We start from the raw sequence: 26482 nt of genomic DNA on the forward strand, positions 1-26482 counted from the left end.
CTGGAACGTGAAACGGGGCTGCGACAAATTGTCTTCAGCCACAGCACTTAGTCGTTCCGGGCGCGGTGTCGAGGCCGCTCGCGTCAAGTTGATGTTTCCGTCCGGGAAACAATCTACTCGCCGCGGTCGCCGCCGGGCACCCACAGCACATCGGCGCGGCCCTCGTCATTGGCCAGCCGGGCCATCACGAAGAGCAGGTCCGACAGCCGGTTGAGATAGCGCAGAACCGCCCCGTTGAGTGGCACCCCGGACGCCATCAGGGCGGAGACCTTGCGTTCGGCGCGACGGCAGATTGTGCGGCTCATGTGCAGGCGGGCGGCCGCTTCACTGCCGCCGGGCAGGATGAAGGAGTTGAGCGGTTCGAGCCGTTCGTTGAAGCGGTCGATCACGCCCTCCAGCCGCTGCACTTGCGCATCCGTCACGCGCAGGGGTTCGAATTCGGGCGGTTCGTCGCTTTCCGGCACGCAGAGATCGGCGCCCAGATCGAACAGGTCATTCTGGACCCGCTTCAGTTCGACATCGATTTCGTCGCCCGGCGCCAGCGCGGCCCGCGCCACGCCCAGGGAGGAATTGGTTTCGTCGACATCGCCATAGGCCTCGACCCGGGGGTCGTGCTTGACTGTTTGCGACATGTCGCCAAGGCGTGTGGACCCGGCATCGCCGGTGCGGGTGTAGATTTTCGTCAGTCGAACCATGGGGATGTCCTAGCCCTCGGGTGACCGGATAGGGAAGGGGATTGCCTCCGCATCCGCGGTCGTGGACTTCGACTAGCCGCCGAAATTCTCGCGGAAGGCAAAGATCGCGACGATGATCAGGATGGCCACGAATTGCAGCACCACGCGCAGGCGCATCAGCTTGTTGGAGCGCGAGCGGGCCTTGTCGCCGGTGCGGTAGAGATTGAAAATGCCCAGCGCCAGCACGACGACGACGGCGAGCATGGCGACGTAAAGCAGTCCGTCCAGAAGGGTCATGATCAGCTTCTCCAGCGCAGGGTGGCGGGTTTGACAGGGTTCTTGAAGGGCTCGCCCGTGGCCTGGTGTTTTTCCCAGGCCCGCTTGAGGGCGAAATACCACTTGGCCTGGATGTCGGCGTCATGGATCAGCATCAGCTTGGGATCATAGGCCAGCCCGACCTGCTGGGCATTCACCGCATCGCGGTCCTGCCCGAGGAATGTGGTGCCGGCCAGGCGCAGCAGAGGTTTGGGAATCCAGCTGAGCAGCGGGTGATCCCAGTAGATCGCCACGGTGATTGCGGTCTTGTCCTCGCGGGTGGGGGTGACCGCGGTGAAAATGGTGATCAGCTTGCCGTCGGCGCGGATGTACTCGTAGCGCAGACCCGGCAGGCGCACCTGGATTTCGGTCGTGCGGTCCTCACCGAGCAGGTTGTAGACGAAGGAATTCTTCGACGGCGTATGCGGCAGCATCGAGAAACCGCGCTCGATCGGGCCGAAGGCCTTCTCCTTGTCACGCACCGAGGCCTTGGTGCGGTACCACCACTGGCGGTGGATATAAGCGATGTGGGCCGGGTCCATCAGGCCGATCACCGCGTGGTCGACATGGCAGTTGAACACGTCGGTGATGATCATTCGCGGCGTGTGACCTGCAGGCACGTCCGGCATGGGCGGCAATTCGTCCGGCATCAGCTCGGCGTGCTCGCCGTCGGCGTACCAGATCCAGATCAGGCCCTGTTCCTCGTGCACGGGGAAGCGCCGCACCCGGATCTTTGACAGGTCCATCTGCTCGGCCTGGTCGGCAGTCAGTGAGGGAATCGCAGCACACGAACCGTCGGTGCGGAAACGCCAGCCGTGATACGGGCACTCGACATGCGTTTCGCCGCCATGGCACTGGGTCTCGCCGCCGGACAGCAGGATACCGCGGTGCGGGCAGATGTCGCGCAGCGCATAGGCTTTGCCGTCATGGTCGCGGCCGAACAGGATCGGCTGTCCGAGCAATTCGCGGTGCAGCGTCTCGCCGGGCTTCAACTCGCTCGACAGCGCCCCGAAATACCAAAGGTCGGTCAAAAACATGACTGCCAGATAGCGCGCTTGCCGCCGCTTGCCTAGCGGCACGCCGTCGCATGATGCGGCGGGCTGTCTGGGTCTTGCTTGTTGGCCGGCACCGCCGGGGCTATCCTGGACTGGCGCTGGGGCGCGCATGACGGAGTGCTGCAGATCATGGGACCGCCCCGTTCGCTTGCCATTGCCTCATTGACAGCCCTGCTGATAGCGGCGTGCTCTGCACCCGATCCGCCCGACACCGTCGCGGCCGGTGAGCTGCCGCAGTCGGCGGTCGATGCGTTCCTTGTCCACACGCGCCAGATCAGCGCCGGTGCGCTGCAATGCCGCGCCGCGGATATCCACGCCCTGCCTCGGGCCACCGGCCTGATCAATGAGGACGCGATCCCCGACCACGCGCTCGATACCCAGCGCCTGAGCTGCCGCACGCGCGGCCGGGATGCCACGCCGGCCTGGTTCTGCAGTGCCTCGGCCTGTGCCTTTCCGGCGCTGGTCTCGGGGCCGGATGGCTGGCAGGTCGTGGTCCTCATGGGCGGCAATGAGATTGCCGTGGTCGAGCATTATCGTGAACAACGCTTCCAGGTACGCCAGTCCGTGAGCACCGGGGTGGAGGTGAGGGAATATGCCTGGCGCGACGGGGCCCTGACCCGGGTCAGCGAGCATGAGGAAAGTGCCGTCCCCCGCCCCGAGACGCGCTAAACGGCGGCTCCGCCGAACTGCGCCCGCACCGCATCGCCACTCATTCCGGCCTCGCGCATGGCCTTGAGCGTCGCCGCCTTGTCGCGCTTGGCAAAACGCTTGCCGCTGGCATCGGTGAGCAGGCGATGGTGCCGGTAAACGGGCGTCGGCAGGCCGAGCAGGGTCTGCAGCAGGACGTGCAGCGGGGTCATGTCGAAAAGGTCGACACCCCGGATGACATGGGTGATGCCCTGCAGCGCGTCATCATGCACCACGGCGACATGGTAGCTGGTGCCGACATCCTTGCGCCCCAGGATCACATCGCCGAGCGGTGCGGGATCGGCCTGCACCTCGCGCGGTCCGTCCGGACCGCCTTCCTCGACAAAGCCCATTGCGGCGAAACGGTCGCCCAGCACCTCATGGCAACGCGCCTGGGACAGTCGCCAGGCAAAGCTCTCGCCGGCCGCCATGCGCGCCTGCGCCTCGTCCTCCGACATCGGTTCGGCCGGCCCGCGATAGATCGCACCCTCGGGCCCTTCGCCGGTCCCGTGCGGCGCCCGGGCAATGTCCTCCAGGATCTCGCGACGCGTCTTGAAGCAGCGATACACCACGCCCAGCTCGCGCAGCCGCTCCAGCACCCCGGCATAGTCATCGAAATGCTCCGACTGCCGCCGCACCGGCTCTTCCCAGTCCAGGCCCAGCCAGATCAGGTCGTCCAGGATCACCGGCTCGAATTCCGGCTTGCAGCGCACCGTGTCGATGTCCTCGATGCGCAGCAGGAAACGCCCGTCCGCCTCGCAGGCCGCCCGGAACGCCGTCCACGCCGAGAAGGCATGGCCGAGATGCAGATGTCCGGTGGGGGAGGGTGCGAAGCGGGTGGTGAAGGTCATTCCCCTACATCGCCATTTCCGGGGCCGCTGCCAAGCCGCCGGATGTACGGCCCGGCTTGGCGCTGGGCGGCAGACCCGCTATGGCCAAGTCAGCTTCCAGCTTCGGAGTTTTGCCCATGTCCCGCCCCATAGACGGCCCCCGCCTGGCCCCGCGTGACGGCCAAGCGCCGCGCAAGCTGGTGATTTTCCTGCATGGCTATGGCTCCAACGGACAGGACCTGATCGGGCTGGGCCAGCACTGGGCGCCTGATCTGCCACACGTGCAATGGGTCTCCCCGGACGCGCCGGACCCGGTGCCGGGCGCGCCGAACGGTTTCCAGTGGTTCCCGATCTCCCAGCTCGACCCGGAGCGCATCCGCGCCGGCGCGGCGATGGCCGGGCCCATCGTCGATGCCTTCATTGACCAGGAGCTGGCCCGCTACCGCCTGACCGAGAGCGACCTGGTGCTGTGCGGTTTCTCGCAGGGCACCATGCTCGCCCTGCAGGCCGGCCTGCGCCGCGAGCGGCCGGTGGCCGGCATTCTCGGTTTCTCCGGCGCCTTGCCGGGCGGTGACGTGCTGAAGACGGAGATGCGCTCGCGCCCGCCGATCCAGCTCATCCATGGCGACCAGGACCAGGTTCTGCCGCTCGGCTTCATGTTCGACGCGCTGGAGAACCTCGCCGCCGCCGGGCACGGCGCCCAGTGGCATATCTCGCAAGGCCTGCCGCACTCGATCGGAGAGGACGGGCTGCGGATCGGTGGTCGCTTCATTGGTGAGGCCCTGGCAGGGCGTTTGCGCTAGCGACGAATTCGCGCCTTCACCAAACTTTCTTGGGCACGACGCGCGAAGCGCTGTATCGTTCTTTCATGCCCGCGATTCGACGCGTGACACTGTGTTGAGTGCGTCGCCCCGGGTGTGATGGGAGGTGCGCTTTCAGGACTCGTGTCCGACAGTCACACTTCCTCCCGAACCGGCCGGTCCCGACTGGTCCGGCCCCGGCTCGGAAGGGAGGCTGCCATGCAGGTGCTCGCTAAGGCACCGCAGGGATGGCCCTGCCTCGTGCTGAACGCCGACTTCCAGCCCTTGAGCTACTGGCCGCTGTCCACCTGGCCGTGGCAGGAAGCCATCAAGAACGTGTTCCTCGAGCGCGTCGCCGTGATTTCCCATTACGATGAGGTCGTGCACTCGCCGAGCTTCGAGATGCACGTGCCCTCCGTCGTCGCCCTGCGAGACTATATCGCCCAGGACAGGGCGCCAGCCTTTACCCGCTACAATGTCTGGCTGCGCGACGGGTTTCGCTGCGCCTACTGCAATGCCGACGGCGTCGACCGGCTGACCTTTGATCACGTCATCCCGCGGCGCGCTGGCGGGCGCACGTCCTGGGAAAACATCGTCGCCGCCTGCGGGCCGTGCAATCTGAAGAAGGGCGGACGTACGCCGCGCGAAGCCGGCATGCCGCTGCGCCGCCCGCCCCAGCGCCCGTCCATGCATGAATTGCAGGCCCAGGGGCGCCGCTTCCCGCCCAAATTCCTGCACGAGAGCTGGCTCGACTACCTCTATTGGGACATCGAGCTGGAACGATAGTCAGCCCGGTCCGTTTGCCCTGTAGACACACAGCAATCGGAGGTTTGCCATGACCGCGAGGTTCGAGATCATCAAGGGCCAGGACGACCAGTTCTACTGGCATCTCAAGGCTCCGAATGGCGAAATCATCTGCCAGTCGGAAGGCTACACCACCAAGGAGAGCGCCAAGACCGGTATCCGGAGTGTCAAGGACAACGCCTCAAAAGCCGCCATCGTCGAGGCCGTCTAGACGGCCACCGCCTGCCGACACGCAAGGGGCCCTGTTACAGGGCCCCTTTTGCATTCCGGGTGCGGCCTCTGATAAGTCCGCCCTGACCTGGCCGTCAGGGCCGCTGTTCCGGGACTTGTTCATGACTTTTGCGACTTTCATTCGATCCGCCATTCTGCTCGGCGCCACGGCATTGGCGGGCAGCTGGGCTGCCTCTGCGCACGCCCAGCTGTCTGAGCCCTATACCCTCCTCCTGATCGAGGCCGACCAGCGCCAGGACGCTGCCGGTTTCGCTGAAACCGCTGACATGGTCGCGGCCGTGGCCGCGGGCGGGCGGGCCGATGTGCGAATGGCCGTCGAGACGCATCTGCCGCATCGCCTCGAGGCCGTGGCGGGCTGGCCGGTGCCGCAGGTGCCTGGCGCTGCGGACACGGCTCCGGGCATGATGGCAGAAGCGGCAAGCGCTGATGTGGCTCCGCAACAGGCACCGGACCAGCCCGGCTGGTTCGGCCAGTCGCTGGACGTGCTGCAAACCGATGCCTGGGACGGCCAGGTACGTTTCGGTGTCCAGCTGGAACGTGGCAGTACCAACCTCTCCGACTATGCCTTCGCGCTCGAGCTCGATCGCGAGTTCGACCGCGGCTGGAGCCTCGATAGCCAGGTCGAGTACTTCTACACCGACAGCGATGACGTTGTGACGCGGGACAGCTGGCTGACCGATCTGCGCCTGTCGCGCCAGCTGGTCAGCGGTATCGGCTATTACGCCGGAGGCAGTTACGAGCGTGACAATGTCGCCTTCTATCAATCGACCGCCTCGCTGACGGGCGGCGGGTTGTGGCAGGTGCTCGATGGTGAGGCGCTCAGCTGGTCGCTGCGCTCCGGTGTCGGCCAACGTTACCGGGATCCGGCGGACGGCAGTGCGACGGAAACCGACTGGGTGGTCGAGGCCGGATCGGAGTTCTCCTGGCAGCTGTCGGAGACGACGCGCTTCGCTTCGGAGACCGTCGCCCTGCTCGGTGGCGGGTCGAGCCTGGACCAGCGCTTCTCCCTGACCACCAGCATCGCCGGCAACTGGGCGGTGCAGACGGATCTGCGTTTGGAGCACGAATTCGAGACGCCGGCAGGCGTGGAAGCCACCGATACCCGGCTTGGCCTGTCGCTGCTGCGCGCATTCTGATCAGGGCCGTACTGGGCCCGCCGTGCGTCGGCGGGCCCGGTAAAATTGGCTACTCGGCCGCTTCCAGGAGCGGATAGTCGGTATACCCCTCGCGTCCGCCCCCATAGAAGGTCTCCGGCCGCGGCGTGTTGAGCGGGGCGCCACGGGCCAGCCGGTCGGCCAGGTCCGGATTGGCGAGGTAGGCCCGCCCGAAGGCAATGGCATTGGCATGGCCGCCGCGGACCGCATTGGCCGCCCGGTCGGCCTCATAGCCACCATTGCCGATATAAACCCCGTCCCAGGCCCGGCTGACGGCCTCGAGGACGGCCTTCGGGTCATCACCATCGGCGGCCGGACCGAAATCCTCGACCACGTGCAGATAGGCGAGGCCCCGGTCAGACAGCGTCTTGGCAATGTAGGTGAACAGCGCCTTGGGGTCGCTGTCGTGCATGTCGTTGAACGCCCCGGTCGGTGACAGGCGCAAACCGACCCGGTCCGCGCCGACGGCATCCGACACCGCGTCCACGATCTCGATCAGGAAGCGGCTGCGATTCTCGATCGAGCCGCCGTACGCATCGTCTCGTTTGTTCGATCCGTCACGCAGGAACTGGTCGATCAGATAGCCATTGGCGCCGTGAATCTCGACTAGGTCGAAACCCGCCGCCCGGGCCCGCCGGGCCCCGTCGGCAAAATCCTGCACCGTCTGGCGGATCTGCTTCGTTGTCATCGCCTCCGGTTCGGAGACGTCGATCATGCCCTCGCTGGTGACGGTCTGGGCCTTGGCCCGGATCGCCGACGGGGCCAGCGGCTTGTCGCCGTCGGGCAGCAGATCGACATGGCTGATCCGGCCGACATGCCAGAGCTGCAGGGCGATCTTGCCGCCGCGCTCGTGCACGCCGCCGACGATGCGCGACCAGGCCGCCTGCTGGGCGTCGCTGTGGATGCCGGGCGTGTTGATATAGCCCTTGGCCCGGGGCGAGACCTGGGTGGCTTCCGAAATGATCAGTCCGGCCCCCGCCCGCTGGGCATAGTATTCCGCCGCCAGCTCGCCGGGTACACCATCCGGCCGGGCCCGGTTGCGCGTCAGCGGCGCCATGAAGACGCGGTTGCGGGTCTGGATGGCGCCCACGGTCAGGGGCTTGAAAAGCGCTTCGTTCGGCATGGGAGGGTCCTCGCTCGAATGGATGTTCGGGCTAAGAAGTAGGGGCGCGGCAGATTGGCAAAAGGGCTTGAAACCGGTTGGGTCAGCCCTATGGCCGGGCTGAAATCCCGTGCGATCTCACGGCAGTGTGATAAAGCAACAGATCCATGATCTGCAGGCCGCGCGTGCAAATCCCGCCGGGGTCACCAGGTTTCGCTGCGGCATGGGCCGCGACCGGGGAGGGGCGAATGGAACATGAAGGCGTTTTGATCGGCATCGCCCAGCTGGGGGCGGTATTCGCCGGGTTTCTGGCCCTTGTCGTGGTGTTCGTCAGTGGCGGTGACCGGGCAGACCCGGTCAGCGGTCTGCATGGCCGGTCGGTCCTCTACTCCAGCTTTCTCACGATATTCGGTGCGCTGTTCCCCCTCGCCTTGTTCGCGGCCGGGGTCCGGGAGGACCTGGCCTGGCGCCTTCCGGCCGGCGCGGTTCTGCCCGTTGCCCTGGCCATGCTGGCTGAGAGTCTGCGCTTCTATCTGAAAATGGACGCGGACCAGCGGCGCGCTTTCGGCTACCTCGTCCCGTTTGCGTCATGGGGCCTGTCCGGCGTCGGCATGACGCTGGCAGTCCTGGTCGCGGCGGCTGTGCTGGACGGGCCGGTCTTTATCCTCGCAATGGTGCTCGCCCTGGCTGCCGTGACGGTGAATTTCATGGCTCTGGCGCTGCAACGCTGGCTGTAGCGAAGCGGGGCGTGGAGACCGGACCGCTCGGACACACACCCATTGTCCTGGCGGCCACCGCCACACCGATGATCGCCGCCGGCGCGGGTCAGGTTGCCTGCCTGGTGGCCTCCGCAGAGGTGAAGCCGGTCTAGAGATCGATGCCCAGCGTCGCCCACATCTCGTCCACCCGCGCCTTCGTCTTGTCGTCCATGTCGAGTTTCTCGCCCCATTCGCGGCTGGTCTCATTGCCGGTCTTGTTGGTCGCGTCGAGCCCGATCTTGGAGCCGAGGCCGGAGACCGGCGAGGCGAAGTCGAGATAGTCGATCGGCGTGTTCTCGACGGTGACGATGTCGCGGGCCGGGTCCATGCGGGTCGACACGGCCCACATCACGTCCTTCCAGTCGCGCGCGTCGATGTCGTCGTCCACCACGATGATCCACTTGGTGTACATGAACTGACGCAGGTACGACCACGCCCCCATCATCACCCGCTTGGCATGGCCGGCATAAGCCTTCTTCATCGAGATCACGGCGATGCGGTAGGAACAGCCCTCCGGCGGCAGCCAGAAATCGGTGATCTCGGGGAATTGCTGCTGGATCAGCGGGATGAACACCTCGTTGAGCGCCTCGCCCAGCACGGACGGCTCGTCCGGCGGCCGTCCGGTATAGGTCGACAGATAGATCGGGTCCTTGCGCATGGTGATCGCGGACACCTGGAAGACCGGGAATTTCTCGACCGAATTGTAATAGCCCGTGTGGTCGCCATAGGGCCCTTCATCGCCGTACTCGTCCAATAGGACATGCCCCTCGATGACGATTTCCGCCTCCGCCGGCACCTTGAGCGGCACCGTCTTGCAGTCGACCAGTTCGGCCTTCTGGCCGCGCAATATGCCGGCAAACTGGTATTCCGACAGCGTATCCGGCACCGGCGTCACCGCCGCCAGGATGGTGCCCGGATCGGCGCCCAGCACCGCCGCCGCCGGCAGCGGATCGGGCTTCAAGTCCTTCCAGCGCTGGTAATGCTGCGCCCCGCCGCGATGCTTGAGCCAGCGCATCAGCGTGCGGTCCCGGCCCAGCTTCTGCATGCGGTAGATACCGAGATTGAAATCATCGGTGCGGCCGTCGCCCGGGCCCTTGGTGACCACGAGCGGCCAGGTGATCAGCGGGGCCGGCTCGCCCGGCCAGCAAGTCTGGATCGGCAGCCGGTCCAGATCGATATCGTCACCGGTAAGCACCACCTCCTGGCACGGCGCCCGCGACACGTTCTTCGGACGCATCGACATCACGGTCTTGGCCAGCGGCAGCATGTCGAAGGCGTCCTTGATGCCGCGCGGCGGTTCGGGCTGGCGCAGGAAGGCGAGGAGTTCACCGACTTCGCGCAGCTCGCCCGCGGTCGAGCGCGGCTCGCCGCCCAGCGTCACCGCCTGGGCGACCCGGCGCACGGTCCCGAACAGATTGACGAGCACCGGCATCTCGCTGCGCCGGCCATCCTCCTGGATCACGTGCTCGAACAGGATGGCCGGTCCGCCGGCCTCCAGCGTGCGACGATGGATCTCGGTCATTTCCAGCGCGCTGGACACCGGCTCCGTGACCCGCACGAGATCGCCGTCCCGTTCCAGCTGGTCGATGAATTCACGCAGGGATTTGTAGGCCATGGCGTTGTCCCGAATGATGCCCGGCCAACCTATGGCGCGTCCGGCGCACGGCCAAGACCGTGCGGCAGGTCAAATCGAAGCAGGCCCGCCAGCCGTTCAGCAGGCCGGGTGGGCCTGCGCCTTCTCGCCCTGGCTGACCGCCTTGAGCTGGTCGAGGAACCAGATCCAGCCGAACGGGTAGTCGGAGACATCGACCGTGCGGGTAAATCCGTCATGCACCAGCGTCACCCGGGTGCCTTGACCGTCCTCTTCCAGCAGCCAGGCGACGCGCTGGTGCGGCACGTCCGGGTCGCCGCGCCAGTCACGCCATTCCATGACCAGACGTTCCGGTTCGACGATTTCCAGCAACCGCATCGGCGGTACCACCACCTTCTCGCCGTCCACCTCATAGCTCCAGCCGAAATCCAGCGTCCCGGCCTCCAGGTCCACCGTGGCCGACTTGGTCATCCACTTGTCGAGCTGCTCCGGCTCGGTCAGCGCCCGCCACACCTCCGACCAGGGGGCGTCGACATGGATGTCGAGCTGCACCTTGGGGTGGGGGTCGGCGAAATCGGGCAGATTGACGTCGTGGCCCATCAGATGGGACATCAGCGCGCCCATGTGCAGGCGCCACAGATCATCGATCAGCTCCTTGACCCGGGGCCGGTCCGGCGCCGCATCGAAATGGTGCCGCACCTCGACCGCGCAGCCATCCCCGGTCGGTGCCAGGGTCAGTTCGACCTGGCTGTCGTGGCCCTCGATCGGCCAGGCGAAGCTGATGCCTTCGCCCGGCGTGCAGCGGGTCAGTTCGGTGACGATGCCGGGATGGGCTGGAGCGCCATAGGTGTGCTTGCCCCAGAACTGGAAGCGGCCACCGGTCTCGGCCTCAATGCTGACATTCTCGGCAAACCACACTTCAAGGTCGGCCTTGTCGGTCAGCGCCTTGAACACGCGCTCGGAATCTTGCTGCAGCGGCTGGGTGAAGCTGTGGGTCAAAGCGGTCATGGGCCGGTCTCCTCGTCCGGGCGGGTTTCAACGACCCGCTTGAGGTCCGCGAGCCGCGCCCCCCAGAACAGGCGATAGGGGGCAATCCAGCGATCAATTGAAGTCAGGCCACCGGGATTGAGGGCATAGAAGCGTTGTCGGGCCTGCCGGCGCTCGGTCACCAGGCCGGCGCGTTTGAGCACGCCGACATGTCGGGCAATGGCTGGCCGGCTGACCGGAAAGTGCCGGGCGATCTCGCCGGCCGGCTTCTCGCCATCACGCAACAGATCAAGAATGGCCCGGCGGGTCGGGTCGGCGATCGCATGGAATTCCGGGCGATCCTCGAGGGCGCTATTCGTAACCATGTTGTTACGAATAGCGCCGGCACTGATATATTGCAAGCCGTTGTAGAGGTTTATTCGAGACGCGCGTCGAGGATGGCGTTGACCACGGCGGTCATGCCGTCGCTGACACCATTGGTCGCCCCGAAGCGCACGATCACCATGTCCGCTTCCGGCAGGATGTAGGCGCTCTGCATCTGGAAGCCGTTCATGAAGAAGGTGCCTTCGGGCAGGCCGTCGCGCCGCGGCGGCAGCCAGAATCCCATGCCATAGGCCCCGTTCGAGCCTTCGGTCGGCGTGGATACCAGCTCGTCCCAGTGGTCCGGCAGCATGCGCTCGCCGCCCGCCATCCCGTCATCGAGGTAGAGCTGGGCCAGCCGGGCCCAGTCATGCGCCGTGGCATACATGTAGGACGAGCCCTGGAAGGTGCCGCTCTCGTCGACTTCGAGGATCGCCGAATAGATGCCCAGTGGCTCGAACAGGCGCTCGCGCAGCCCGGTGACTTGCTCCGGCAGGGTCTCTCCAAGCTCCTGCTGCATGGCATGGGTGGCCAGAATGGTATTGCCGCTCATGTACTCCCAGTGCTCGCCCGGCCCGTGCAGCCGCTCGCGCGTCGCCGCGAAGCGCGGCATGTCGGCCTGGGTGAACAGCATCTGCGAATTCGGATCGCTGCCATTGTTGAGCTCGGCGATGGCAAAGCCGCCGCTCATGCGCAGCAGGTGCTCGATCGTCACATCGGCGTAATCCGCGTCAACCGCGGTGAGGGCGGGGACCTGCCCGGGCGCCTCGATGTCGATCACGCCGTCCTGCTCCAGCACACCGGCCAGCGTGGCCATCGCGCTCTTGGTCATCGACCAGCCGTGAAAGCGTGTCTCGCGGCTGGCCCCGCGTGCATAGGCTTCAGTCACCAGGCGACCCTCGTGCAACACAGCGACCGCCAGCGTGTTGCGCCGATTATTCTCCGGCCCATCGAAAGCCTGGGTGATCGCAGCGTGGAGCTCGGCGGTGTCGAAATGACGCTCGCGATGCTCGGTGTCGAGCTCCAGCGGCTGGAACTCCCGCGCCGGCGGCAGGGCGAGATTCCGATCGAACGGGAACTCTCCGTGCAGCAGCGTGCAGCCGAGACCGTCGCGGTAGACCGCCCGCTGGCGCCAGAACAGGCCGAGCACGGCGGCGCTGACCTCGCGGGCGTCCTCATTGATGTCGAGGCTGATCAGGGGGGCGGCGCCACCCAGCAATGGGTCGAGATAGATGGACTTCGCGTAGTCCGGGTCGAGGCGTGACACCCAGCCCAGCGAACACACCTGCTTGGCCACGATACCGGTGCCCGAGGGCAGGTAGATACGTCCGATCGGTGACAGGTTGACGGCGACGAGGCCGATGGCGACGACGGCGGCGAGGCCGCCCGCGATGATCCGTTTCAAGATGTCTCTCCCCCGCGAAGCCCGGTTCAGTCGAACTGGTCGAAGTCCGGCTTGCGCTTTTCCATGAAGGCCCCCGCCGCCTCGGCGAATTCCGGTGATTTCAGCATTCGCGCAAAGGCGTCGCCCTCGAAGGCGATGCGGTCATCGAGCGGCTCCGGCGCTCGTCGCATCAGCGCCTTGGCCGTGCGCACCGCGGTCGGTGACTTGGCGGCCAGTGCCAGTGCCGCCTGGCGCGCGGCCGTGTCGAGCTCGCCGGCCGGCAAAACAGCATTCACCAGACCGGTCTCCCTGGCCCGCGCCCCGTCCCAGCTGGCGCCGAGCATCAGCAATTCGGCCGCCACGACATGCCCGAAGGCCCGCGGCATCAGCTGGCTGGACCCGAATTCCGGGGCCAGCGCGAGGTCGACGAAAGGCGTCTTGAACACGGCGCGGTCGGAACAATAGGCCAGGTCGCAGTGCAGCAGCAGGGTGACGCCGATCCCGATGGCGAGGCCGTCGACGGCCGCGATGACCGGTTTTTCGCAATTGTGCAGCGCCTGCATGAAGCGGCCGACCGGGCTGTCATCGCTGCCCACATGCGGCGGACGTTCCATGAAGTCGACAAGGTCATTGCCGGCTGTGAACACGCCGTCCGCACCGGTCAGAATGATCACACGCACTGCGGGATCGGAATTGCCGGTTTCCAGAGCTTCCGCGGCGGCGGTGTACATGGCCTGGGTGAGGGCGTTCTTCTTCTCCGGGCGGTTGAACCGGATGGTGCGGATCTTCTCCGACGTCTCGATCAGGACCAGCTCGCTCATGCACATCTCCCTGTTGGCAGCGTGCACAGCCTAACCCGGAAAACGGCGCCGGGGATACCGCATATCAGTTTACGTAAGGGTCAATCGCCTCCGCGAATCCTTGCGCCTGCCAAGTAGACGGAGTCGATTTGCGTGAGCGCACCGATATCCACCAAGGGGTTGGCATCGAGTAAAACGATGTCTGCCCGCTTGCCGGGGGCTATCACACCGGAGTCAGGGTCATTCAAGGCCAGGGCGGGATTGATTGTGGCCGCCTGCAGCACAGCCAGCGGGGGCAGTCCGGCCGCCTCCAGCGCAAGCAATTCTGCCTGTAGCCCCTGTCCTGGCCAAACAAACGGATTACCGGCATCGCTGCCCGCTAGGATCAGGCCGCCGGATGCTCGGTAGTGACGGGTATGGAATTGAAGGTCATTGAGGGAAGCGAACCTGGCTTCCAGCCACTCGCCGTCCGCCATTGATGCCGTAGCTTCACGCTGCTGCTGCCAGTAGGCTCGAACCACATCGGGCAGGACCTGCAGGTCACCTTCCGGTGAAAAGCTCTCCAGCGCCATTTTCGTGCTGGTGATCCGGACGACCAAGGTCGGCGTCATGGCAACACCAGCATCAGATAAACGTGTCATGGCCCGGCTGCACCGGGACGATTCCAGCCCGTCGCACAGCCCGCCGCGTTCGATCGCCATGTGCTCGATGGATTGGAACTGAGCTGCGAGCGGCGACGCAAGCGTGACCCCCGCTGGAAGGTGTCCGGCAACCGGCAGACCCAGAGCGTTGGCTTCGTCCAGAACCGCGGCCAGCACGTCCACCGAAAGCAGCGTGTAGACCTTCACCAGATCTACCCCCTCTCGATGGAGGAGGCGGACAGACGCCACCGCATCGGCTGGCGTAGCCAAGGCCAACGATAGCGAGGGGTCGACTGGGTCAGGGCCGTCGAGGAAGGGACCGGTGGCTAGTATCCGCGGGCCTTCAAGATCGCATTCGAGCACCCGCCGCCGCGTCGTCGCCACGATGTTCAAGTCCCCGCCCATATCGCGGATCCTCGTGACGCCGGCGTCCAGAAACGCAGGGAGAAAAGCATCCGGGACACCGGGTGCCCACAAGGCATGCACATGCATGTCTGTCAGAGCGGGAATGGCATAGCGACCCCTTCCATCATGCTGAAGCGAGTCTGATGGGGGAGAGGTATTGGCTGCGAATTCGCCAGCAATCACACCGTCGCGCAATAGCAGCGCCCGGTCGGATCTGACCTCCCCGCTGGTGACGTCCACCACGTGTACAGGTGATAGGAATACCGGCGGCGCGGCGGGACATTCGCCAAATGCATGACCAGCCAACATGGCTGAGGTCAGAAGGCAAAGCACGGCGGCCCTGAGCAGCCCGGCTCTGACCTCCCGGATGCAAGCGGGCATCAGCCCTCCTCCACTGCCAGGCCGGTCAGCACACGGTGCAGCGTGTCGCTGTCTTCGTCTCCGAGGCGGGTCTCAAGCTCTGTGTTGAGTTCGCGCAGCACCTGGTCGGCGGCATCGCTGCGGGCCCGGCCCTTCTCGGTCAGCGACACGCTGGCGGCGCGCCGGTCGGTGGTCGAGGCGGATTTCTCGACCAGGCCCAGCTCGCACATCCGGTTGACCAGGCCGGTCACCGCCGGCGGGTTGAGCGACAGCATCTCGCCGATATCGCGCAGCCGCCGTTCGCCGCGCCGGGCCAGCAGGAACATCACGGCCGCCTGCGCCGAGGTCACTCCGGCCCCGGATTTGAGGCGCGCATCGGCTTCCCGGTTGAGCCGCCGGGCTGCAATTTCGATCAGGAGGAAGAGCCGCCGGTCGACGGCACGTGCACGAGCCATGAGGGTAAAGCTGACGCGATTCTGTGGCGCGCGGGAGAGCGCTTGGCGTCAGCCGCCCGGCAGCGTGCCCACGGTCAGGGTGAGCACCAGCAGCAGGCCGGTCAGCCGGTTCGACTTGAACAGGGCAAGACAGCCCCGGGAGTCCTCAATGTCCAGCCGCCGGACCTGGTTGAACAGGTGGAAGGTATAGACCGCATAGGGCAGGACGACGAAGGGCGAAGCCCCCGCCAGCCAGATCGCCACGCCGACCAGGATCGCGTTCAGGCCGTAAAAGCCGGCGACCCAGTATTGCGCGTTTTCGCCGAACAGCCGCGCGGTCGACTTCACCCCGACCAGCGCGTCGTCCTCGGTGTCCTGGTGGGCGTAGATGGTGTCATAGCCCAGGGTCCAGAACACAGCGGCCAGGTAGAGCGCCAGCATGGCCGGGTCGAACTGCCCGGTTGCGGCGACATAGGCGACCGGGATGCCCCAGTTGAAGGTCAGCCCCAGCCAGGCCTGCGGCCACCAGGTCAGGCGTTTCATGAAGGGATAGGCGGCAACAAGGGCGAGCGAGGCGAGGGCGACGAGGATGGCCTGCCAGGGCAGGAAGACGAGCACCAGTGCGCCCGCCAGCAACTGCCCGGCCAGGAACAGCCAGGCCTGTTTCAGGGTCACGCTGCCGGCCGGGATGGGCCGGTCAGCGGTGCGCGCCACCTGGGCGTCGAGGTCGCGATCGACAATGTCGTTATAGGTGCAGCCCGCTCCGCGCATGGCGATGGCGCCGACGGCGAACAGCACGGCCAGGCCGAGATCGACCAGGCCGATGCCCTGTCCCGTACGCGCCAGCATCAGGCCCTGCCAGCAGGGAATCGCCAGCAGCCAGAAGCCGATCGGCCTGTCATAGCGGGCCAGTCGCAGATAGGGCCGCAGCGCCAGCGGCGCGCGGTCAACCCAGGTCTTGGTGTCGGAATCGGCGACTCGCCGGTCGAAATTCGAGTACATCGCAGCGGTGTGGCAAAGGTGATGGGCCAATTCAAGGCAGGCTTGACGTTGACCCACAGCGCCGTCAAAGCGGTGTCATGTCAACTGACCCCCGCCTTTTTGTCGACGCGCCGCTGGTGGCTGCCAGCTCCATCCCGCTGCCGCGCGAGGATGCGCACTACCTTGTCAACGTCATGCGGCGCGGCGAGGGCGACACGGTGCGCCTGTTCAACGGGCGCGACGGGGAATGGTCGGGGCGCCTGGCGGCGGTCAGCAAGAAAGCCGTCCTGGTCGAGCCGGTCGAGCAGACCCGGCCGCAGGCCGGTGTCCCCGATCTCTGGCTGTTGTTTGCGCCGATCAAGCGCCAGAAAACCGACCTCATCGTCGAGAAGGCAACCGAGCTCGGCGTGGCCCGCCTGTGTCCGGTGACGACGCGCCGCACCCAGAGCGAGCGCATCCGGCCGGACCGCTGGCAGAGCATCGCCAAGGAGGCCGCCGAACAGACCGAGCGGCTAGACCTGCCGGCCATCGACGATCTGGCAAAGCTCGACGCCGTGCTGGATGGCTGGCCGACCGAGCGGGTCCTCATCTATTGCGACGAGGCTGGCGATGAACCGGACGCGCCGTGGGGCGGTGCGCGGGGCCGCGGGCGACCGATGGCGGAGGTGCTGCAAGACCTTGCCGACCGCCCGGCGGCCATCCTGATCGGCCCGGAAGGCGGCTTCACCGACGAGGAGCGCGCGCGGCTGCGCGATCACGATTGTGTCAGGGCGGTGACGCTGGGGCCGAGGATCCTGCGGGCGGAAACCGCTGTGATTGCGGCGCTGACGCTGTGGCAGTCGGCGTGTGGCGACTGGGCCGGGCGGGGCTGAAGCGGGCGCGCGACGCAGGCCTCCCCTTGTGAAGCCGGAAACGCCCCCATATCTGTTGCGGACATTTTGCGATTACGGGGGCGCCGGCGATGAGCGGCACATACAATCAGGGCGGCGAAGGCGCTCCCATCGAGAACCTGGACCAGCTGACGGCCTATTTCGCCGCCGGCAACAAGCCGCGCGAGCAATTCCGCATCGGCACCGAGCACGAGAAGTTCGGCTTTTCCCTCAATAGCCACGAGCCGCTGCCCTATGACAGCGACGGCCCGTCCGTGCACAAGATGCTCGACGGCATGACCCGGTTCGGCTGGCAGCGCGTGGTCGAGGACGGCAAGCTGGTCGCCCTGAAGCGCGATGGCGGCTCGGTGACACTGGAGCCCGGCGGCCAGTTCGAACTGTCCGGCGCGCCGCTGGAAACCATCCACCAGACCTGCGCCGAGGTGAACCTGCACCTGCGCGAAGTGCGCGAAGTGGCCGACGAGATGGGCGCCGGCTTCCTCGGCCTCGGCTTCTCGCCGAAATGGTCGCTGGCCGAGACGCCGATGATGCCCAAGGCCCGCTACGGCCTGATGAAGGCCTACATGCCCAAGGTCGGCACGCTGGGCCACCAGATGATGTTCCGTTCCTGCACCGTGCAGACCAATCTCGATTTCTCGAGCGAGGCGGACATGGTGAAGAAGTTCCGCGTCTCTCTGGCCCTGCAGCCCATCGCCACGGCGCTGTTCGCCAACTCCCCCTTCGCCGATGGCGGCCTCAACGGCTATCTGTCCTATCGCTCGCACGTCTGGACGGACACCGACAACAATCGCACCGGGACCTTGCCCTTCGTGTTCGAGGACGGCATGGGCTTCGAGCGCTACCGCGACTACGCCCTCGACGTGCCGATGTACTTCGTCAAGCGCGGCGGCCGCTATCTCGACGCCACCGGCAAGAGCTTCCGCGATTTCCTGGCCGGCAAGCTGGACGTCCTGCCCGGCGAGAAGCCGGTGCTCAGCGATTGGGAAGACCATCTCTCGACGATCTTCCCGGAAGTCCGGCTCAAGACCTTCCTGGAAATGCGTGGTGCCGACAGCGGGCCGTGGAACACGTTGTGTTCGCTGCCCGCCTTCTGGGTCGGCCTGCTCTACGATGATGCCTCGCTCGACGCGGCCTGGGACCTGGTCAGGGACTGGACGCCGGAGGAGCGCGAGAACATGCGCCGTGGCGCCGCCGTCACGGCCCTGCACACGCCGTTCCGCGGAGGCACTCTGCAGGATCTCGCCAAGCAGGTGCTCGAGCTGTCCCGCCAGGGCTTGCGCGCCCGCCAGCGCATGAACGGGCACGGCGAAAGCGAGACACTATTCCTCGACGATCTCGATGCCATTGCCGAATCGGGCCGGACCCGGGCGGAAGACCTGATTGCCCGTTTCAAGGGCGAGTGGAACGGCTCGATTGAGCCGGTGTTTACCGAGTGCGCCTACTGATTTTCATGTCCAAAGCCTGAAATCCGAGCGTGAGAACGCCTGCAGCGGCGCATCGGGCTTGAGCCTTCCCTTTCCGCATGGTCAATTGCGGCGCAGTTATGACCCCCACTTCACGTGGGCATGGGGAGGTCTTAGTGACAGATTCAACCGCAACACCGGCCGGTGCGCAGGACGACACGTCCTTCTTCGGGCACCCGAAAGGGCTGGCCATTCTCTTCCTGACGGAAATGTGGGAACGCTTCTCGTACTACGGGATGCGGGCCCTGCTGATTTTCTATCTGACGCAGCATTTCCTGTTCTCCGACCAGCGTTCGGCGTTGATCTATGGCGCCTATACGGCGCTGGTCTACGTGATGCCGGTGATTGGCGGCATGCTGGCCGACCGTTATCTCGGCTCGCGCAAGGCGGTCACCTTCGGTGCCATCCTGCTTGTGCTTGGCCACTTCGGCATGGCGTTCGAGGGCAGCCAGTCGGCCCAGAACGTCCAGTTCGGCGAGACCAGCTACGAGCTGATCACCGAAGGCCGCGGCGACAGCATCGAGCGCTTCATCGTCACCGATGACGGCCGCGCGCCGGTTGAATTCACCAGCGAAGGCCTGAGCCTGATTGATACGGTGCCGGTCGGCCTGCCGTCGGTCCTGCCGACGGGCGAGTTCGAGATCGTGGTCACGCAGAACCAGACCTATCTGATGATCTTCTATCTCTCGCTGGCCCTGATCATCTCCGGCGTCGGCTTCCTGAAAGCCAATATCTCGACCATCGTCGGGGCGCTCTACGCGCCGGGCGACCCGCGTCGCGATGCCGGTTTCACGATCTTCTACATGGGCATCAACCTGGGCTCCTTCATCGCCGTGCTGGCCTGTGGCTATCTCGGCCAGGTCTATGGCTGGGCCTACGGCTTCGGTCTTGCCGGTATCGGCATGCTGGTCGGCCTGGTGATCTTCCTGTGGGGCCAGTCCTGGCTGCAGGGCAAGGCAGAGCCGCCAAACCCGGCCAAGCTGAAGGAGAGCGCCTTCGGTCCGGTCAACAAGGAAATGGCGGTCTATCTGGGCGGTGTCCTGATGGTCCTCGTGTCCTGGCTGCTGATCATGAACGAGGCCTTCGTCGGCGATCTGCTGAATATGTTCGGCCTGCTCATGATGGCCGTCATCATCGGCATGTCGCTGTTCGTCTTCGGCCGCCCGGCCGATGGCAAGAACCCGGCCATGGAACGCCTGGTCTTCATGGTTGCCGTGGGCATCATGGCCATCCCGGTCCTGTTCCAGGCCGCCTCGACGCTGGGTGTGGACATCACCACCATGCCGGGCTTCCTGACCGGCTGGGTCCTGTTGGCCGCCGGCGGTGCCGGCGTCATCGCCGTTGTGGTTCTGGACGTGCTCAAGATCCCGTCCGTAGATCGCGACCGCATGCTGCTGGCCCTGTTCCTGATCCTGCTGCAGCTGCCCTTCTGGGCCCTGTTCGAGCAGGCGGGTTCGTCGCTCAACCTGTTCACCGATCGCGCGGTTGACCGCACGCTCGGCGGGTTCGAGATCCCGGCCTCCTGGTTCCAGTCGCTCAATGCCGGCTTCATCTTCATCCTGGCGCCTGTCTTCGCCTGGCTGTGGATCGCGCTGGCCAAGCGCAACATGGAGCCCAACACGATCGTCAAGTTCGGCCTCGGCATCCTGCAGGTCGGCCTCGGCTTCATCGTGCTGGTCCAGGGCATCAACATGACCGGCACCGACGGCCTGACGCCGATGATCTGGGTGGTGGCGATCTACCTGCTGCACACCACCGGCGAGCTCTGCCTGTCGCCGGTCGGCCTGTCGATGGTGACCAAGCTGTCGCCGGCCCGCGTCGTCGGCATGATGATGGGTGCCTGGTTCCTGGCCTCCGGCTTCGGCAACTACGTGGCCGGCGTTATCGCCGCCTCGACCGGTGCCGAGACCGTTGGCGGCGAGATCGTCGATCTCGAGGCTGCCCGCGCCAACTACGCCGAGGTGTACTGGAATGTCGGCCTCGTCGCCGTCGGTATCGCGGTCGTCGTCTTCATCCTGTCGCCCTTCCTCAAGAAGCTGGGCCACGGGCGTGTCGGCGGTGTCTCGCACCCGACCGAGACGGAAGCGGGCGGACCGTCCATGGACCGCACGTCCGGCGCCCCGTAGGCGCTCGGCACCTGCTGCAATGAAGAGGCCGCGGAGCTTTACGCTCCGCGGCCTTTTTCATGGCGCTTCGGCCAGATGGCCTAGCGGCAATTGGTCCGGTCGCTGCGCGAAAAGATGGCGAAGCGGCCGGTCTCGCGGTCGACCTCGATCCGGGTGAATTGCAGGATGTCCATGCCGATCACCATGGCGGGCACGTCGCTCCAGCCCATGGCGTGGAAGATGTCGAGATCCGCCTCCAGCGCGCCGATCGCCGGCATGCACACATCGCCTATCCGGAAATGCCTCAGAACGACCGGCCGGGCCTGTTCCGCCTCGCCGCCGTCAATGCCGTTCACGCCGACGCGGAATGACACGCCCGGATTGACCACGCGTTGCTCCAGATACGGATTGACCAGGGTGCGTGCACTGCCGCTGTCGAGCAGGACGCGGACACCCCGCAGACGGTCGAAATCCAGCGTCGCCACGAGCAGGCCGATCCCGGTCACCTCGCCATCGCCGGGCCATACCCGGTCAGTGTCCAGCCACAGGGTCTCGCCGGGAAAGTCGAGCGTATAGCGCTGCGCGGTGATGGCGTCGGCACCCAATAGTCCGTCAATGGCGATCGGCCGGCCGTCCTGGACCGGGATCACGACGCTGCGCAGGGTCACCGGGGGCAGATCGGGAGCCAGGCTCACCCTATCCAGGGTGAAGCGCTCGGCGGCAAAGCGGGTGGTCAGCGCCTGGACATCGGCCAGCGGATCGATGCGGGTGCGAAAGCCGAGCTGCATGGCGACCGGCTGGGCAATCGCCGAATGGCTGGCCCCGGTATCGACCAGGAAGCGGTAGGGGCCGGTCTCGTTGATCATGACCGGCAGAACCAGATGGCCGCTGGTGGCACGCTCGAGCGTCAGTTCGTAGGGCTGGGCAGGGGGTTGCGATCCCGCGGCAGGGACGCCAGCCAGGCCGAGCACCAGGGCGGTGGCGGCCAGTCCCATGGACTGCCGGCACGCCTTGAAGCTCGACTTGGTAGCGGTCCGCATGTGCGGTTCTCCCGAAATAAACCCTTGTTGTAGTTCAGCTTACAGGCGGAATAGGGCCCGACAAGGGCACCCCCGGATCACATCCGCGTGCGTGCGGACAGCGGTCAGAACGTGCCGAACAGCCGTACGAAGACGGTCTTGCCCCTGCTTTCATTCATGAATTCGACCTGCTCGACGACGCCGAGGGCGCGCGAACCGTCGTAGAAGACGCGCTGCCGGTCATCGCCATTGTTGAACAGGCCGTCGACGCCGACCCGCAAGGTCGCATTCAGCCAGCGCGTGGTCTCGACATAGACGTCCAGGTCACCGTCATCACCATCGAACACCCGGTATTCCTGCGCCCGGAACACCTCGCCATTGCTGCGCCAGTTGTAGTCCCAGCCCCAGGCCATCTGCAGCGCCGGGAAATTCTGCACGAAATCCAGCCCGAGCTCCCATTCGCGCGGCCCCGACCAGACCCGGTCCTCGCCGGTCAGCGGGTCTTCGACATTGGTATCATACCATTCCACGAAGATATCCAGGACGGCATTGGACAGCCCGACGCTGTCGAGCGGCGTGGTGATGTTGGTGGTCACCCGCGTGCGGGTCGCGTCGCCAATATTGCCGGGCGCGTCGAACACCCCGTTCGGGGTCACGATGGGCACGAAATCGTCGAGGTCCTGGACCCAGTCCCGGCCGACCACGATCGACATCGAGCACTCGTCGCAGAATCGCCGCTCCCACTCCGCCTCCAGCGTCCACATGCGCTGCGGCACGTAATCCGGATTGCCGAGCGTGGCGTTGTTGTCGGAAATGTCGATCGAGCTGGCGAACTTGCCGAACTGCAGCTGGTCGACATCGCGCCGGCCGGTGAAGCGCAGCCGGTCGGTCTCGCTGACCCGCCAGTTCAGCGTCACGCTGGGCTTGGCATAGCTGAACTCGCGCGCCTGGTCGGCGTCCCCGGTCTGCACGATTTCGGAGTATTCGTAACGCAGCCCGCTTTCCAGGTTCAGCGTATCGCTGATCGCCCAGACGTGGTTGGCAAACAGCTCGCCACGGGTTTCCTCGACCCGCGTATTGGCCACCGGCAGGTCGATCGGCGTCCGGGTGACACCATCGTCGAAGACCAGGTCCAGATTGCCGTCGCGGGCATTGATCGCCGCCTCGGCCCCGAATTCCAGCGAGTGGTGTGCATTGGGGTCCCAGGCCAGCGTCTGGCGCAGCGCGGTTTCCTCGTAACGCCCTGAACTGGTGACGATGACCGCGTCGATGAAGCCGCTCACCGGGTCGTAATTCTCGTACGCTTCCGGCCCGTCATTCCAGCGCTCCCGGCTGGCCAGGCCGATGGTCTCGAGGCTGACCGTGTCGGAGACGTCGAGCGAATAGGTCGCCGATACCGACCAGGACGACCCATGGTTCTCCGTCGCATTCTGCTCGAAGCGCAGGGGCGCGCCCGAGGGCGCGTCCACGAAACCGACATTGCGGCGCCGCCACGCCCAGGCCTGGCCCTGGGCGTCGACACGCAATTGCTGGCGCGCGCTGATCGGCCAGTTCACGGATATGGACGGGCGCACCTCCTCATAGTGGCGCTGGTCATTGTCGAACTTGGTCTCGATGAGCTGTTCGCTACCGTCGAAGCGGGCATAATTCCGGCGCACCCGGTTGCCCGAGAAGCCGGTGTCCAGGCCAAGCGTCACCTCAGCCGGTCCGACCGGGCTGGTGTAGGAAAATTCGCCGCGCGGCCCGACCCGACCGGAATCCGACAGCTGCACCCTCACGTCCCAACTGCCCGACCGCGTGGCGCCTTCGCGCAGCACCACGTTCACCAGCCGCGAATGCCCGCGCATGTCGTATTGCGGCAGGGCCTCCTGGATGAGTTCGATGCGCACGATGTCGGCGACAGCGATGCGCTGCAGCACGGTCTGCAATTCGAGCGACTTGTTGGAGGGCCGCTGACCGTTGATCAGCAGATTGCCGAAACTGTCGCCAAGACCGCGCCGGTTGGTATTGCCGTTGGAAAGGCTGAAGCCGGGCACGCGTTGCACCACGTCAAGTGCCGTGACCGGCGCGTACGCCTCAAAGAAGCCCGGCTGATAGACGGCAATGCCGGCCGCCGGCGCCGCTGTCGCCGGTTGCTGGCCCATGGCCGATGCCGTCAGAATGGCTGCTGCCAAGGCTGCGCCGCCGGTCGTGTTGTGAAGAGTCCCTCGCATGGTCCCCGCCTGTCTTGTTGTTATCGGCGCCCCCCGAGGTGCCCGGGGCAATGGGTAAGGGTTACGCACTCCCTGACCTACGTAAGGATCGGTAAGTCGGTTCACTTTGGTGTGAGAGACGTGACAGAACGTCCAGCTTTTCAGCCGGATGGGGGTCAGGCCCCGGCGCCGCCCACGGTCAGCCCGGAGATTTTCAGGCTGGGTTGTCCGACCCCGACGGGCACGCCCTGGCCGGCCTTGCCGCAGACCCCGACGCCCGGATCCATCTCGAAATCATCGCCGATCATGGTGATTTTGGTGAGCGCTGTCGGACCGTCGCCGATCAGGGTCGCGCCCTTGACCGGGGCCTCGATCTTGCCATCGCGAACCCGATAGGCCTCGGTGCACTGGAAGACGAACTTGCCGGAGGTGATGTCGACCTGGCCGCCCCCGAAATTGACGGCGTAGATGCCGTCCTTGAGGCTTTCCACCATCTCTTCGCGCTTGTGCTCTCCACCGGGCATGTAGGTATTGGTCATGCGCGGCAGGGGCGGGTGGGCGAAGGATTGGCGACGGGCATTGCCGGTCGGCTGGTGGCCCATCAGCCGGGCATTCATGCGGTCCTGCATGTAGCCGACCAGGCGGCCGTCCTCGATCAGCACGGTGCGTTCGGTCGGGGTGCCTTCGTCATCGATGGTCAAGGAGCCGCGGCGTTCCGCCAGCGTGCCGTCATCGACCACGGTGACGCCCGGAGCCGCCACCATTTCGCCCATGCGGCCGGCAAAGGCGGACGAACCCTTGCGGTTGAAATCGCCTTCGAGCCCGTGGCCGACCGCCTCGTGCAGCAGCACGGCTGGCCAGCCGGCCCCCAGCACCACGTCGAAAACGCCCGCCGGCGCGTCGACCGCGTCCAGATTGACCTTGGCGATGCGCAGGGCCTCGTCCGCCATCGGTTTCCAATTGTCCGGCGAAATCCAGCGATCAAACTCCGCCCGGCCGCCAGCCCCGGCCGAACCGGTTTCGCGGCGGGCGCCCTTTTCGACCGTGACCGAGACATTCAGGCGCACCAGCGGGCGAACGTCGATGCGCGTGCTGCCATCGGCGCGGATCACCGACACCGATTGCTTGGAACCGGCGATCGACACAGACACCTGGACCACGGACGGGTCCAGGGTGCGGCAGTAGGCATCGATCTCCTGCAGCAGGGCCGACTTGGCCTCGAAGCCGGGGCGCGCCACCGGGTCGATCGGCTCGTAGAGCTTGCGATTGGTGCCGGCCGGACCATCGGCGAGCACGCCGGCATGGCCGCGCTTGACCGCGGCCGCGGCTTCGGCTGCACGCTTGACCGCGTCCAGGGTGGGGTCGGAGGAGTGGGCGTAGCCAAAGGCGTCGCCGGCCACACAGCGCAGGCCAAAACCCCGGCTGGAGTCGAAATTGGCGGCTTTCAGGCGTCCATCATCGAAAACCAGGGATTCCGAGACCGCGGTCTCCAGGAACAGCTCACCGTCATCGGCACCGGCGAGCGCATCGCCCAGAACCGGCCGCGCATCCTCGACATCGAATTCGAACTGTTCAATCGGATCGTCGATCATGGCGCGTTGCTCTCCCGTGAATGCTCACCCATCCACATAAGGGACAGCACCGCGGCTGGAAATACGCCGGCCCAAACGGAAAGCAGGCCCGGCAGTCATGTTTTACCGTTCAGCTGCCCGGGCGGACCTGGAAACGCCGGAGTTCACGGGCCGGCAGCGGCCAGTCAGGGCGCACCGCCTGGGCCTGGCTATAGGCGTCATAGGCACCAGCCAGATCGCCGAGGGCTTCCAGCGTGACCGCCCGGTTGAACCAGGCTTCGGCCAGATTGTCCTGGTTGGCCGCGATCGCCGCATCCGCCGCTGCCAGTGCCTCCTGATATCGAGCCAGCCGGTAATAGGCGCTCGACCGGTTCACTGCCAGCGCCGCCGGTTCCTGCAGGCCCTGGCGTTCGGCAAAGTCGAAATCCTCCAGCGCGGCCTCGGCCTGGTTGCGGTAAAGCCGAACGATGCCGCGATTGGCATAGGTGGCGGCGCGGTCGCGACGGTTGAGATCCGGATAGGCAAGAGCGGTATCGCAGTCGCGGATCGCACGGTTGTCCGAACGCTGGGTCAAGGCGTGCTGGTAACAGCTCGACGCCGAGGATTCTCCGAACACGATGATCTGCCCCGAAGCGCTTCCGCCGGTCGCGATGGCGGCGAACAGGGCAAGTGAGGCGATAGGACGCATGACGGTCTCCTTCCCTAGCAATGTTGGGGGCTTATTGTACCACGGCGAGGCCAAAGACTCGTCTCACGCCTGCGTGTGTGATTATACGGGTCGACAAATCAAAGGCTTGGAACTAGGCCAACGCTGAGGTGCCGTGAGCACTACAAAAAGATGTCTTTGATGACCTGACAGGGCGGGAGTGGGTCTCTATATTCCGCCGCC

26 protein-coding genes are annotated in these 26482 nt (G+C 65.8%); 9 read left to right on the forward strand and 17 right to left on the reverse strand.

The genetic code is table 11. The features are described 5' to 3' along the window. Positions 1 to 113: 113 nt before the first annotated feature. The 3 genes from ACXYMR_RS10105 to ACXYMR_RS10115 form a co-directional block, all read right to left on the reverse strand. Entirely contained in the window at positions 114 to 695 is a 582-nt protein-coding gene (locus ACXYMR_RS10105; RefSeq protein ID WP_458942739.1) for a cob(I)yrinic acid a,c-diamide adenosyltransferase, read from the reverse strand. A 72-nt stretch (positions 696 to 767) separates the two neighbouring features. Continuing rightward, complete coding sequence (locus ACXYMR_RS10110) at positions 768 to 971, reverse strand: twin transmembrane helix small protein (RefSeq protein ID WP_458942740.1); 204 nt, start codon at positions 969 to 971, stop codon at positions 768 to 770. Between the two features lie 2 nt (positions 972 to 973). After that, positions 974 to 2026, reverse strand: a complete 1053-nt coding sequence (locus tag ACXYMR_RS10115; RefSeq protein WP_458942741.1) for a Rieske 2Fe-2S domain-containing protein — start codon at positions 2024 to 2026, stop codon at positions 974 to 976. 81 nt (positions 2027 to 2107) lie between these two features. On the opposite strand from ACXYMR_RS10115, the gene ACXYMR_RS10120 reads away from it, so the two are divergent. After that, positions 2108 to 2713 carry a hypothetical protein gene (locus tag ACXYMR_RS10120; RefSeq protein ID WP_458942742.1) on the forward strand — a complete coding sequence of 202 codons (606 nt, stop codon included), beginning with the start codon at positions 2108 to 2110 and terminating at the stop codon, positions 2711 to 2713. On the opposite strand, the gene gluQRS is transcribed toward ACXYMR_RS10120, so the two are convergent. After that, a complete protein-coding gene (gene gluQRS, locus ACXYMR_RS10125) occupies positions 2710 to 3582 on the reverse strand; it encodes a tRNA glutamyl-Q(34) synthetase GluQRS (protein ID WP_458942743.1) in 873 nt (290 codons plus the stop codon). The two genes, ACXYMR_RS10120 and gluQRS, sit on opposite strands and share 4 nt — an antisense overlap. A 116-nt stretch (positions 3583 to 3698) precedes the next feature. Between gluQRS and ACXYMR_RS10130 the strand changes: the two genes are divergently transcribed. From ACXYMR_RS10130 to ACXYMR_RS10145, 4 genes are all read left to right on the forward strand, one after another. After that, a complete protein-coding gene (locus tag ACXYMR_RS10130; RefSeq protein WP_458942744.1) occupies positions 3699 to 4364 on the forward strand; it encodes an alpha/beta hydrolase in 666 nt (221 codons plus the stop codon). A gap of 216 nt (positions 4365 to 4580) precedes the next feature. After that, positions 4581 to 5147: an HNH endonuclease gene (locus ACXYMR_RS10135; protein WP_458942745.1), complete on the forward strand. Its 567-nt coding sequence runs from the start codon at positions 4581 to 4583 to the stop codon at positions 5145 to 5147. A 49-nt stretch (positions 5148 to 5196) separates the two neighbouring features. After that, positions 5197 to 5376, forward strand: coding sequence for a YegP family protein (locus tag ACXYMR_RS10140; protein WP_458942746.1), 180 nt, complete (start codon positions 5197 to 5199; stop codon positions 5374 to 5376). Positions 5377 to 5497: 121 nt separating this feature from the next. Then, positions 5498 to 6532 (forward strand): DUF481 domain-containing protein, encoded by a 1035-nt coding sequence (locus ACXYMR_RS10145; RefSeq protein ID WP_458942747.1) that lies wholly within the window; start codon positions 5498 to 5500, stop codon positions 6530 to 6532. 49 nt (positions 6533 to 6581) lie between these two features. Here the strand turns inward: ACXYMR_RS10145 and ACXYMR_RS10150 are convergent, their stop codons facing one another. Beyond that, positions 6582 to 7673 carry an alkene reductase gene (locus ACXYMR_RS10150; RefSeq protein WP_458942748.1) on the reverse strand — a complete coding sequence of 364 codons (1092 nt, stop codon included), beginning with the start codon at positions 7671 to 7673 and terminating at the stop codon, positions 6582 to 6584. Positions 7674 to 7900: 227 nt separating this feature from the next. Here ACXYMR_RS10150 and ACXYMR_RS10155 point away from each other — a divergent pair, with 227 nt between their 5' ends. Continuing rightward, complete coding sequence (locus tag ACXYMR_RS10155) at positions 7901 to 8389, forward strand: hypothetical protein (protein WP_458942749.1); 489 nt, start codon at positions 7901 to 7903, stop codon at positions 8387 to 8389. 130 nt (positions 8390 to 8519) lie between these two features. Here ACXYMR_RS10155 and ACXYMR_RS10160 read toward each other — a convergent pair whose 3' ends face one another. The 8 genes from ACXYMR_RS10160 to ubiA form a co-directional block, all read right to left on the reverse strand. Further along, positions 8520 to 10025, reverse strand: a complete 1506-nt coding sequence (locus ACXYMR_RS10160; protein WP_458942750.1) for a UbiD family decarboxylase — start codon at positions 10023 to 10025, stop codon at positions 8520 to 8522. A gap of 96 nt (positions 10026 to 10121) precedes the next feature. Beyond that, complete coding sequence (locus ACXYMR_RS10165) at positions 10122 to 11009, reverse strand: SRPBCC family protein (protein WP_458942751.1); 888 nt, start codon at positions 11007 to 11009, stop codon at positions 10122 to 10124. After that, positions 11006 to 11353, reverse strand: coding sequence for a metalloregulator ArsR/SmtB family transcription factor (locus ACXYMR_RS10170; protein WP_458942752.1), 348 nt, complete (start codon positions 11351 to 11353; stop codon positions 11006 to 11008). The genes ACXYMR_RS10165 and ACXYMR_RS10170 overlap by 4 nt, the downstream gene beginning before the upstream one ends. A gap of 50 nt (positions 11354 to 11403) precedes the next feature. Then, on the reverse strand, positions 11404 to 12753 hold the full coding sequence (locus ACXYMR_RS10175) for a serine hydrolase domain-containing protein (protein ID WP_458942753.1): 1350 nt from the start codon (positions 12751 to 12753) through the stop codon (positions 11404 to 11406). A gap of 26 nt (positions 12754 to 12779) precedes the next feature. Then, a complete protein-coding gene (locus ACXYMR_RS10180; protein WP_458942754.1) occupies positions 12780 to 13553 on the reverse strand; it encodes an enoyl-CoA hydratase in 774 nt (257 codons plus the stop codon). A gap of 80 nt (positions 13554 to 13633) precedes the next feature. Continuing rightward, positions 13634 to 14959, reverse strand: a complete 1326-nt coding sequence (locus ACXYMR_RS10185; protein WP_458942755.1) for an amidohydrolase family protein — start codon at positions 14957 to 14959, stop codon at positions 13634 to 13636. Continuing rightward, positions 14959 to 15393 carry a MarR family winged helix-turn-helix transcriptional regulator gene (locus ACXYMR_RS10190; protein WP_458942756.1) on the reverse strand — a complete coding sequence of 145 codons (435 nt, stop codon included), beginning with the start codon at positions 15391 to 15393 and terminating at the stop codon, positions 14959 to 14961. Before ACXYMR_RS10190 ends, ACXYMR_RS10185 begins: the two co-directional genes overlap by 1 nt. Positions 15394 to 15441: 48 nt before the next feature. Then, positions 15442 to 16374 carry a 4-hydroxybenzoate octaprenyltransferase gene (ubiA, locus tag ACXYMR_RS10195; protein WP_458942908.1) on the reverse strand — a complete coding sequence of 311 codons (933 nt, stop codon included), beginning with the start codon at positions 16372 to 16374 and terminating at the stop codon, positions 15442 to 15444. A 77-nt stretch (positions 16375 to 16451) separates the two neighbouring features. Here ubiA and ACXYMR_RS10200 point away from each other — a divergent pair, with 77 nt between their 5' ends. The 3 genes from ACXYMR_RS10200 to ACXYMR_RS10210 all read left to right on the forward strand — a co-directional run bounded on the left by ACXYMR_RS10200 (position 16452) and on the right by ACXYMR_RS10210 (position 20832). Next, the gene (locus ACXYMR_RS10200) at positions 16452 to 17225 is read left to right on the forward strand and encodes a 16S rRNA (uracil(1498)-N(3))-methyltransferase (RefSeq protein WP_458942757.1); all 774 of its coding nucleotides are present in this window, start codon (positions 16452 to 16454) and stop codon (positions 17223 to 17225) included. Positions 17226 to 17314: 89 nt separating this feature from the next. Continuing rightward, positions 17315 to 18688 (forward strand): glutamate--cysteine ligase, encoded by a 1374-nt coding sequence (locus tag ACXYMR_RS10205; protein ID WP_458942758.1) that lies wholly within the window; start codon positions 17315 to 17317, stop codon positions 18686 to 18688. Positions 18689 to 18822: 134 nt separating this feature from the next. Further along, positions 18823 to 20832, forward strand: coding sequence for a peptide MFS transporter (locus ACXYMR_RS10210; RefSeq protein WP_458942759.1), 2010 nt, complete (start codon positions 18823 to 18825; stop codon positions 20830 to 20832). A gap of 80 nt (positions 20833 to 20912) precedes the next feature. Here the strand turns inward: ACXYMR_RS10210 and ACXYMR_RS10215 are convergent, their stop codons facing one another. The 4 genes from ACXYMR_RS10215 to ACXYMR_RS10230 form a co-directional block, all read right to left on the reverse strand. Continuing rightward, on the reverse strand, positions 20913 to 21851 hold the full coding sequence (locus tag ACXYMR_RS10215; protein WP_458942760.1) for a retropepsin-like aspartic protease: 939 nt from the start codon (positions 21849 to 21851) through the stop codon (positions 20913 to 20915). A gap of 104 nt (positions 21852 to 21955) precedes the next feature. Continuing rightward, positions 21956 to 24043 carry a TonB-dependent receptor plug domain-containing protein gene (locus tag ACXYMR_RS10220; RefSeq protein ID WP_458942761.1) on the reverse strand — a complete coding sequence of 696 codons (2088 nt, stop codon included), beginning with the start codon at positions 24041 to 24043 and terminating at the stop codon, positions 21956 to 21958. A gap of 155 nt (positions 24044 to 24198) precedes the next feature. After that, positions 24199 to 25614, reverse strand: coding sequence for a metalloprotease TldD (gene tldD / locus ACXYMR_RS10225; protein ID WP_458942762.1), 1416 nt, complete (start codon positions 25612 to 25614; stop codon positions 24199 to 24201). Between the two features lie 109 nt (positions 25615 to 25723). Beyond that, positions 25724 to 26281 (reverse strand): tetratricopeptide repeat protein, encoded by a 558-nt coding sequence (locus tag ACXYMR_RS10230; RefSeq protein WP_458942763.1) that lies wholly within the window; start codon positions 26279 to 26281, stop codon positions 25724 to 25726. Between the last annotated feature and the right edge of the window lie 201 nt (positions 26282 to 26482).

It is taken from the genome of Maricaulis sp. CAU 1757, from assembly GCF_054482675.1.

Bases quoted from the DNA above. Each gene is read 5' to 3' on its own strand.
- ACXYMR_RS10115 (WP_458942741.1), bottom strand. From the start codon at position 2,026: ATGTTTTTGACCGACCTTTGGTATTTCGGGGCGCTGTCGAGCGAGTTG.
- ACXYMR_RS10165 (WP_458942751.1), bottom strand. From the start codon at position 11,009: ATGACCGCTTTGACCCACAGCTTCACCCAGCCGCTGCAGCAAGATTCC.
- ACXYMR_RS10205 (WP_458942758.1), top strand. From the start codon at position 17,315: ATGAGCGGCACATACAATCAGGGCGGCGAAGGCGCTCCCATCGAGAAC.
- ACXYMR_RS10110 (WP_458942740.1), bottom strand. From the start codon at position 971: ATGACCCTTCTGGACGGACTGCTTTACGTCGCCATGCTCGCCGTCGTC.
- ACXYMR_RS10185 (WP_458942755.1), bottom strand. From the start codon at position 14,959: ATGCCCGCTTGCATCCGGGAGGTCAGAGCCGGGCTGCTCAGGGCCGCC.
- ACXYMR_RS10105 (WP_458942739.1), bottom strand. From the start codon at position 695: ATGGTTCGACTGACGAAAATCTACACCCGCACCGGCGATGCCGGGTCC.
- ACXYMR_RS10180 (WP_458942754.1), bottom strand. From the start codon at position 13,553: ATGAGCGAGCTGGTCCTGATCGAGACGTCGGAGAAGATCCGCACCATC.
- ACXYMR_RS10135 (WP_458942745.1), top strand. From the start codon at position 4,581: ATGCAGGTGCTCGCTAAGGCACCGCAGGGATGGCCCTGCCTCGTGCTG.
- ACXYMR_RS10130 (WP_458942744.1), top strand. From the start codon at position 3,699: ATGTCCCGCCCCATAGACGGCCCCCGCCTGGCCCCGCGTGACGGCCAA.
- ACXYMR_RS10220 (WP_458942761.1), bottom strand. From the start codon at position 24,043: ATGCGAGGGACTCTTCACAACACGACCGGCGGCGCAGCCTTGGCAGCA.
- ACXYMR_RS10190 (WP_458942756.1), bottom strand. From the start codon at position 15,393: ATGGCTCGTGCACGTGCCGTCGACCGGCGGCTCTTCCTCCTGATCGAA.
- ubiA (WP_458942908.1), bottom strand. From the start codon at position 16,374: ATGTACTCGAATTTCGACCGGCGAGTCGCCGATTCCGACACCAAGACC.
- ACXYMR_RS10155 (WP_458942749.1), top strand. From the start codon at position 7,901: ATGGAACATGAAGGCGTTTTGATCGGCATCGCCCAGCTGGGGGCGGTA.
- ACXYMR_RS10200 (WP_458942757.1), top strand. From the start codon at position 16,452: ATGTCAACTGACCCCCGCCTTTTTGTCGACGCGCCGCTGGTGGCTGCC.
- ACXYMR_RS10160 (WP_458942750.1), bottom strand. From the start codon at position 10,025: ATGGCCTACAAATCCCTGCGTGAATTCATCGACCAGCTGGAACGGGAC.
- tldD (WP_458942762.1), bottom strand. From the start codon at position 25,614: ATGATCGACGATCCGATTGAACAGTTCGAATTCGATGTCGAGGATGCG.
- ACXYMR_RS10140 (WP_458942746.1), top strand. From the start codon at position 5,197: ATGACCGCGAGGTTCGAGATCATCAAGGGCCAGGACGACCAGTTCTAC.
- ACXYMR_RS10145 (WP_458942747.1), top strand. From the start codon at position 5,498: ATGACTTTTGCGACTTTCATTCGATCCGCCATTCTGCTCGGCGCCACG.
- ACXYMR_RS10215 (WP_458942760.1), bottom strand. From the start codon at position 21,851: ATGCGGACCGCTACCAAGTCGAGCTTCAAGGCGTGCCGGCAGTCCATG.
- ACXYMR_RS10170 (WP_458942752.1), bottom strand. From the start codon at position 11,353: ATGGTTACGAATAGCGCCCTCGAGGATCGCCCGGAATTCCATGCGATC.
- gluQRS (WP_458942743.1), bottom strand. From the start codon at position 3,582: ATGACCTTCACCACCCGCTTCGCACCCTCCCCCACCGGACATCTGCAT.
- ACXYMR_RS10230 (WP_458942763.1), bottom strand. From the start codon at position 26,281: ATGCGTCCTATCGCCTCACTTGCCCTGTTCGCCGCCATCGCGACCGGC.
- ACXYMR_RS10150 (WP_458942748.1), bottom strand. From the start codon at position 7,673: ATGCCGAACGAAGCGCTTTTCAAGCCCCTGACCGTGGGCGCCATCCAG.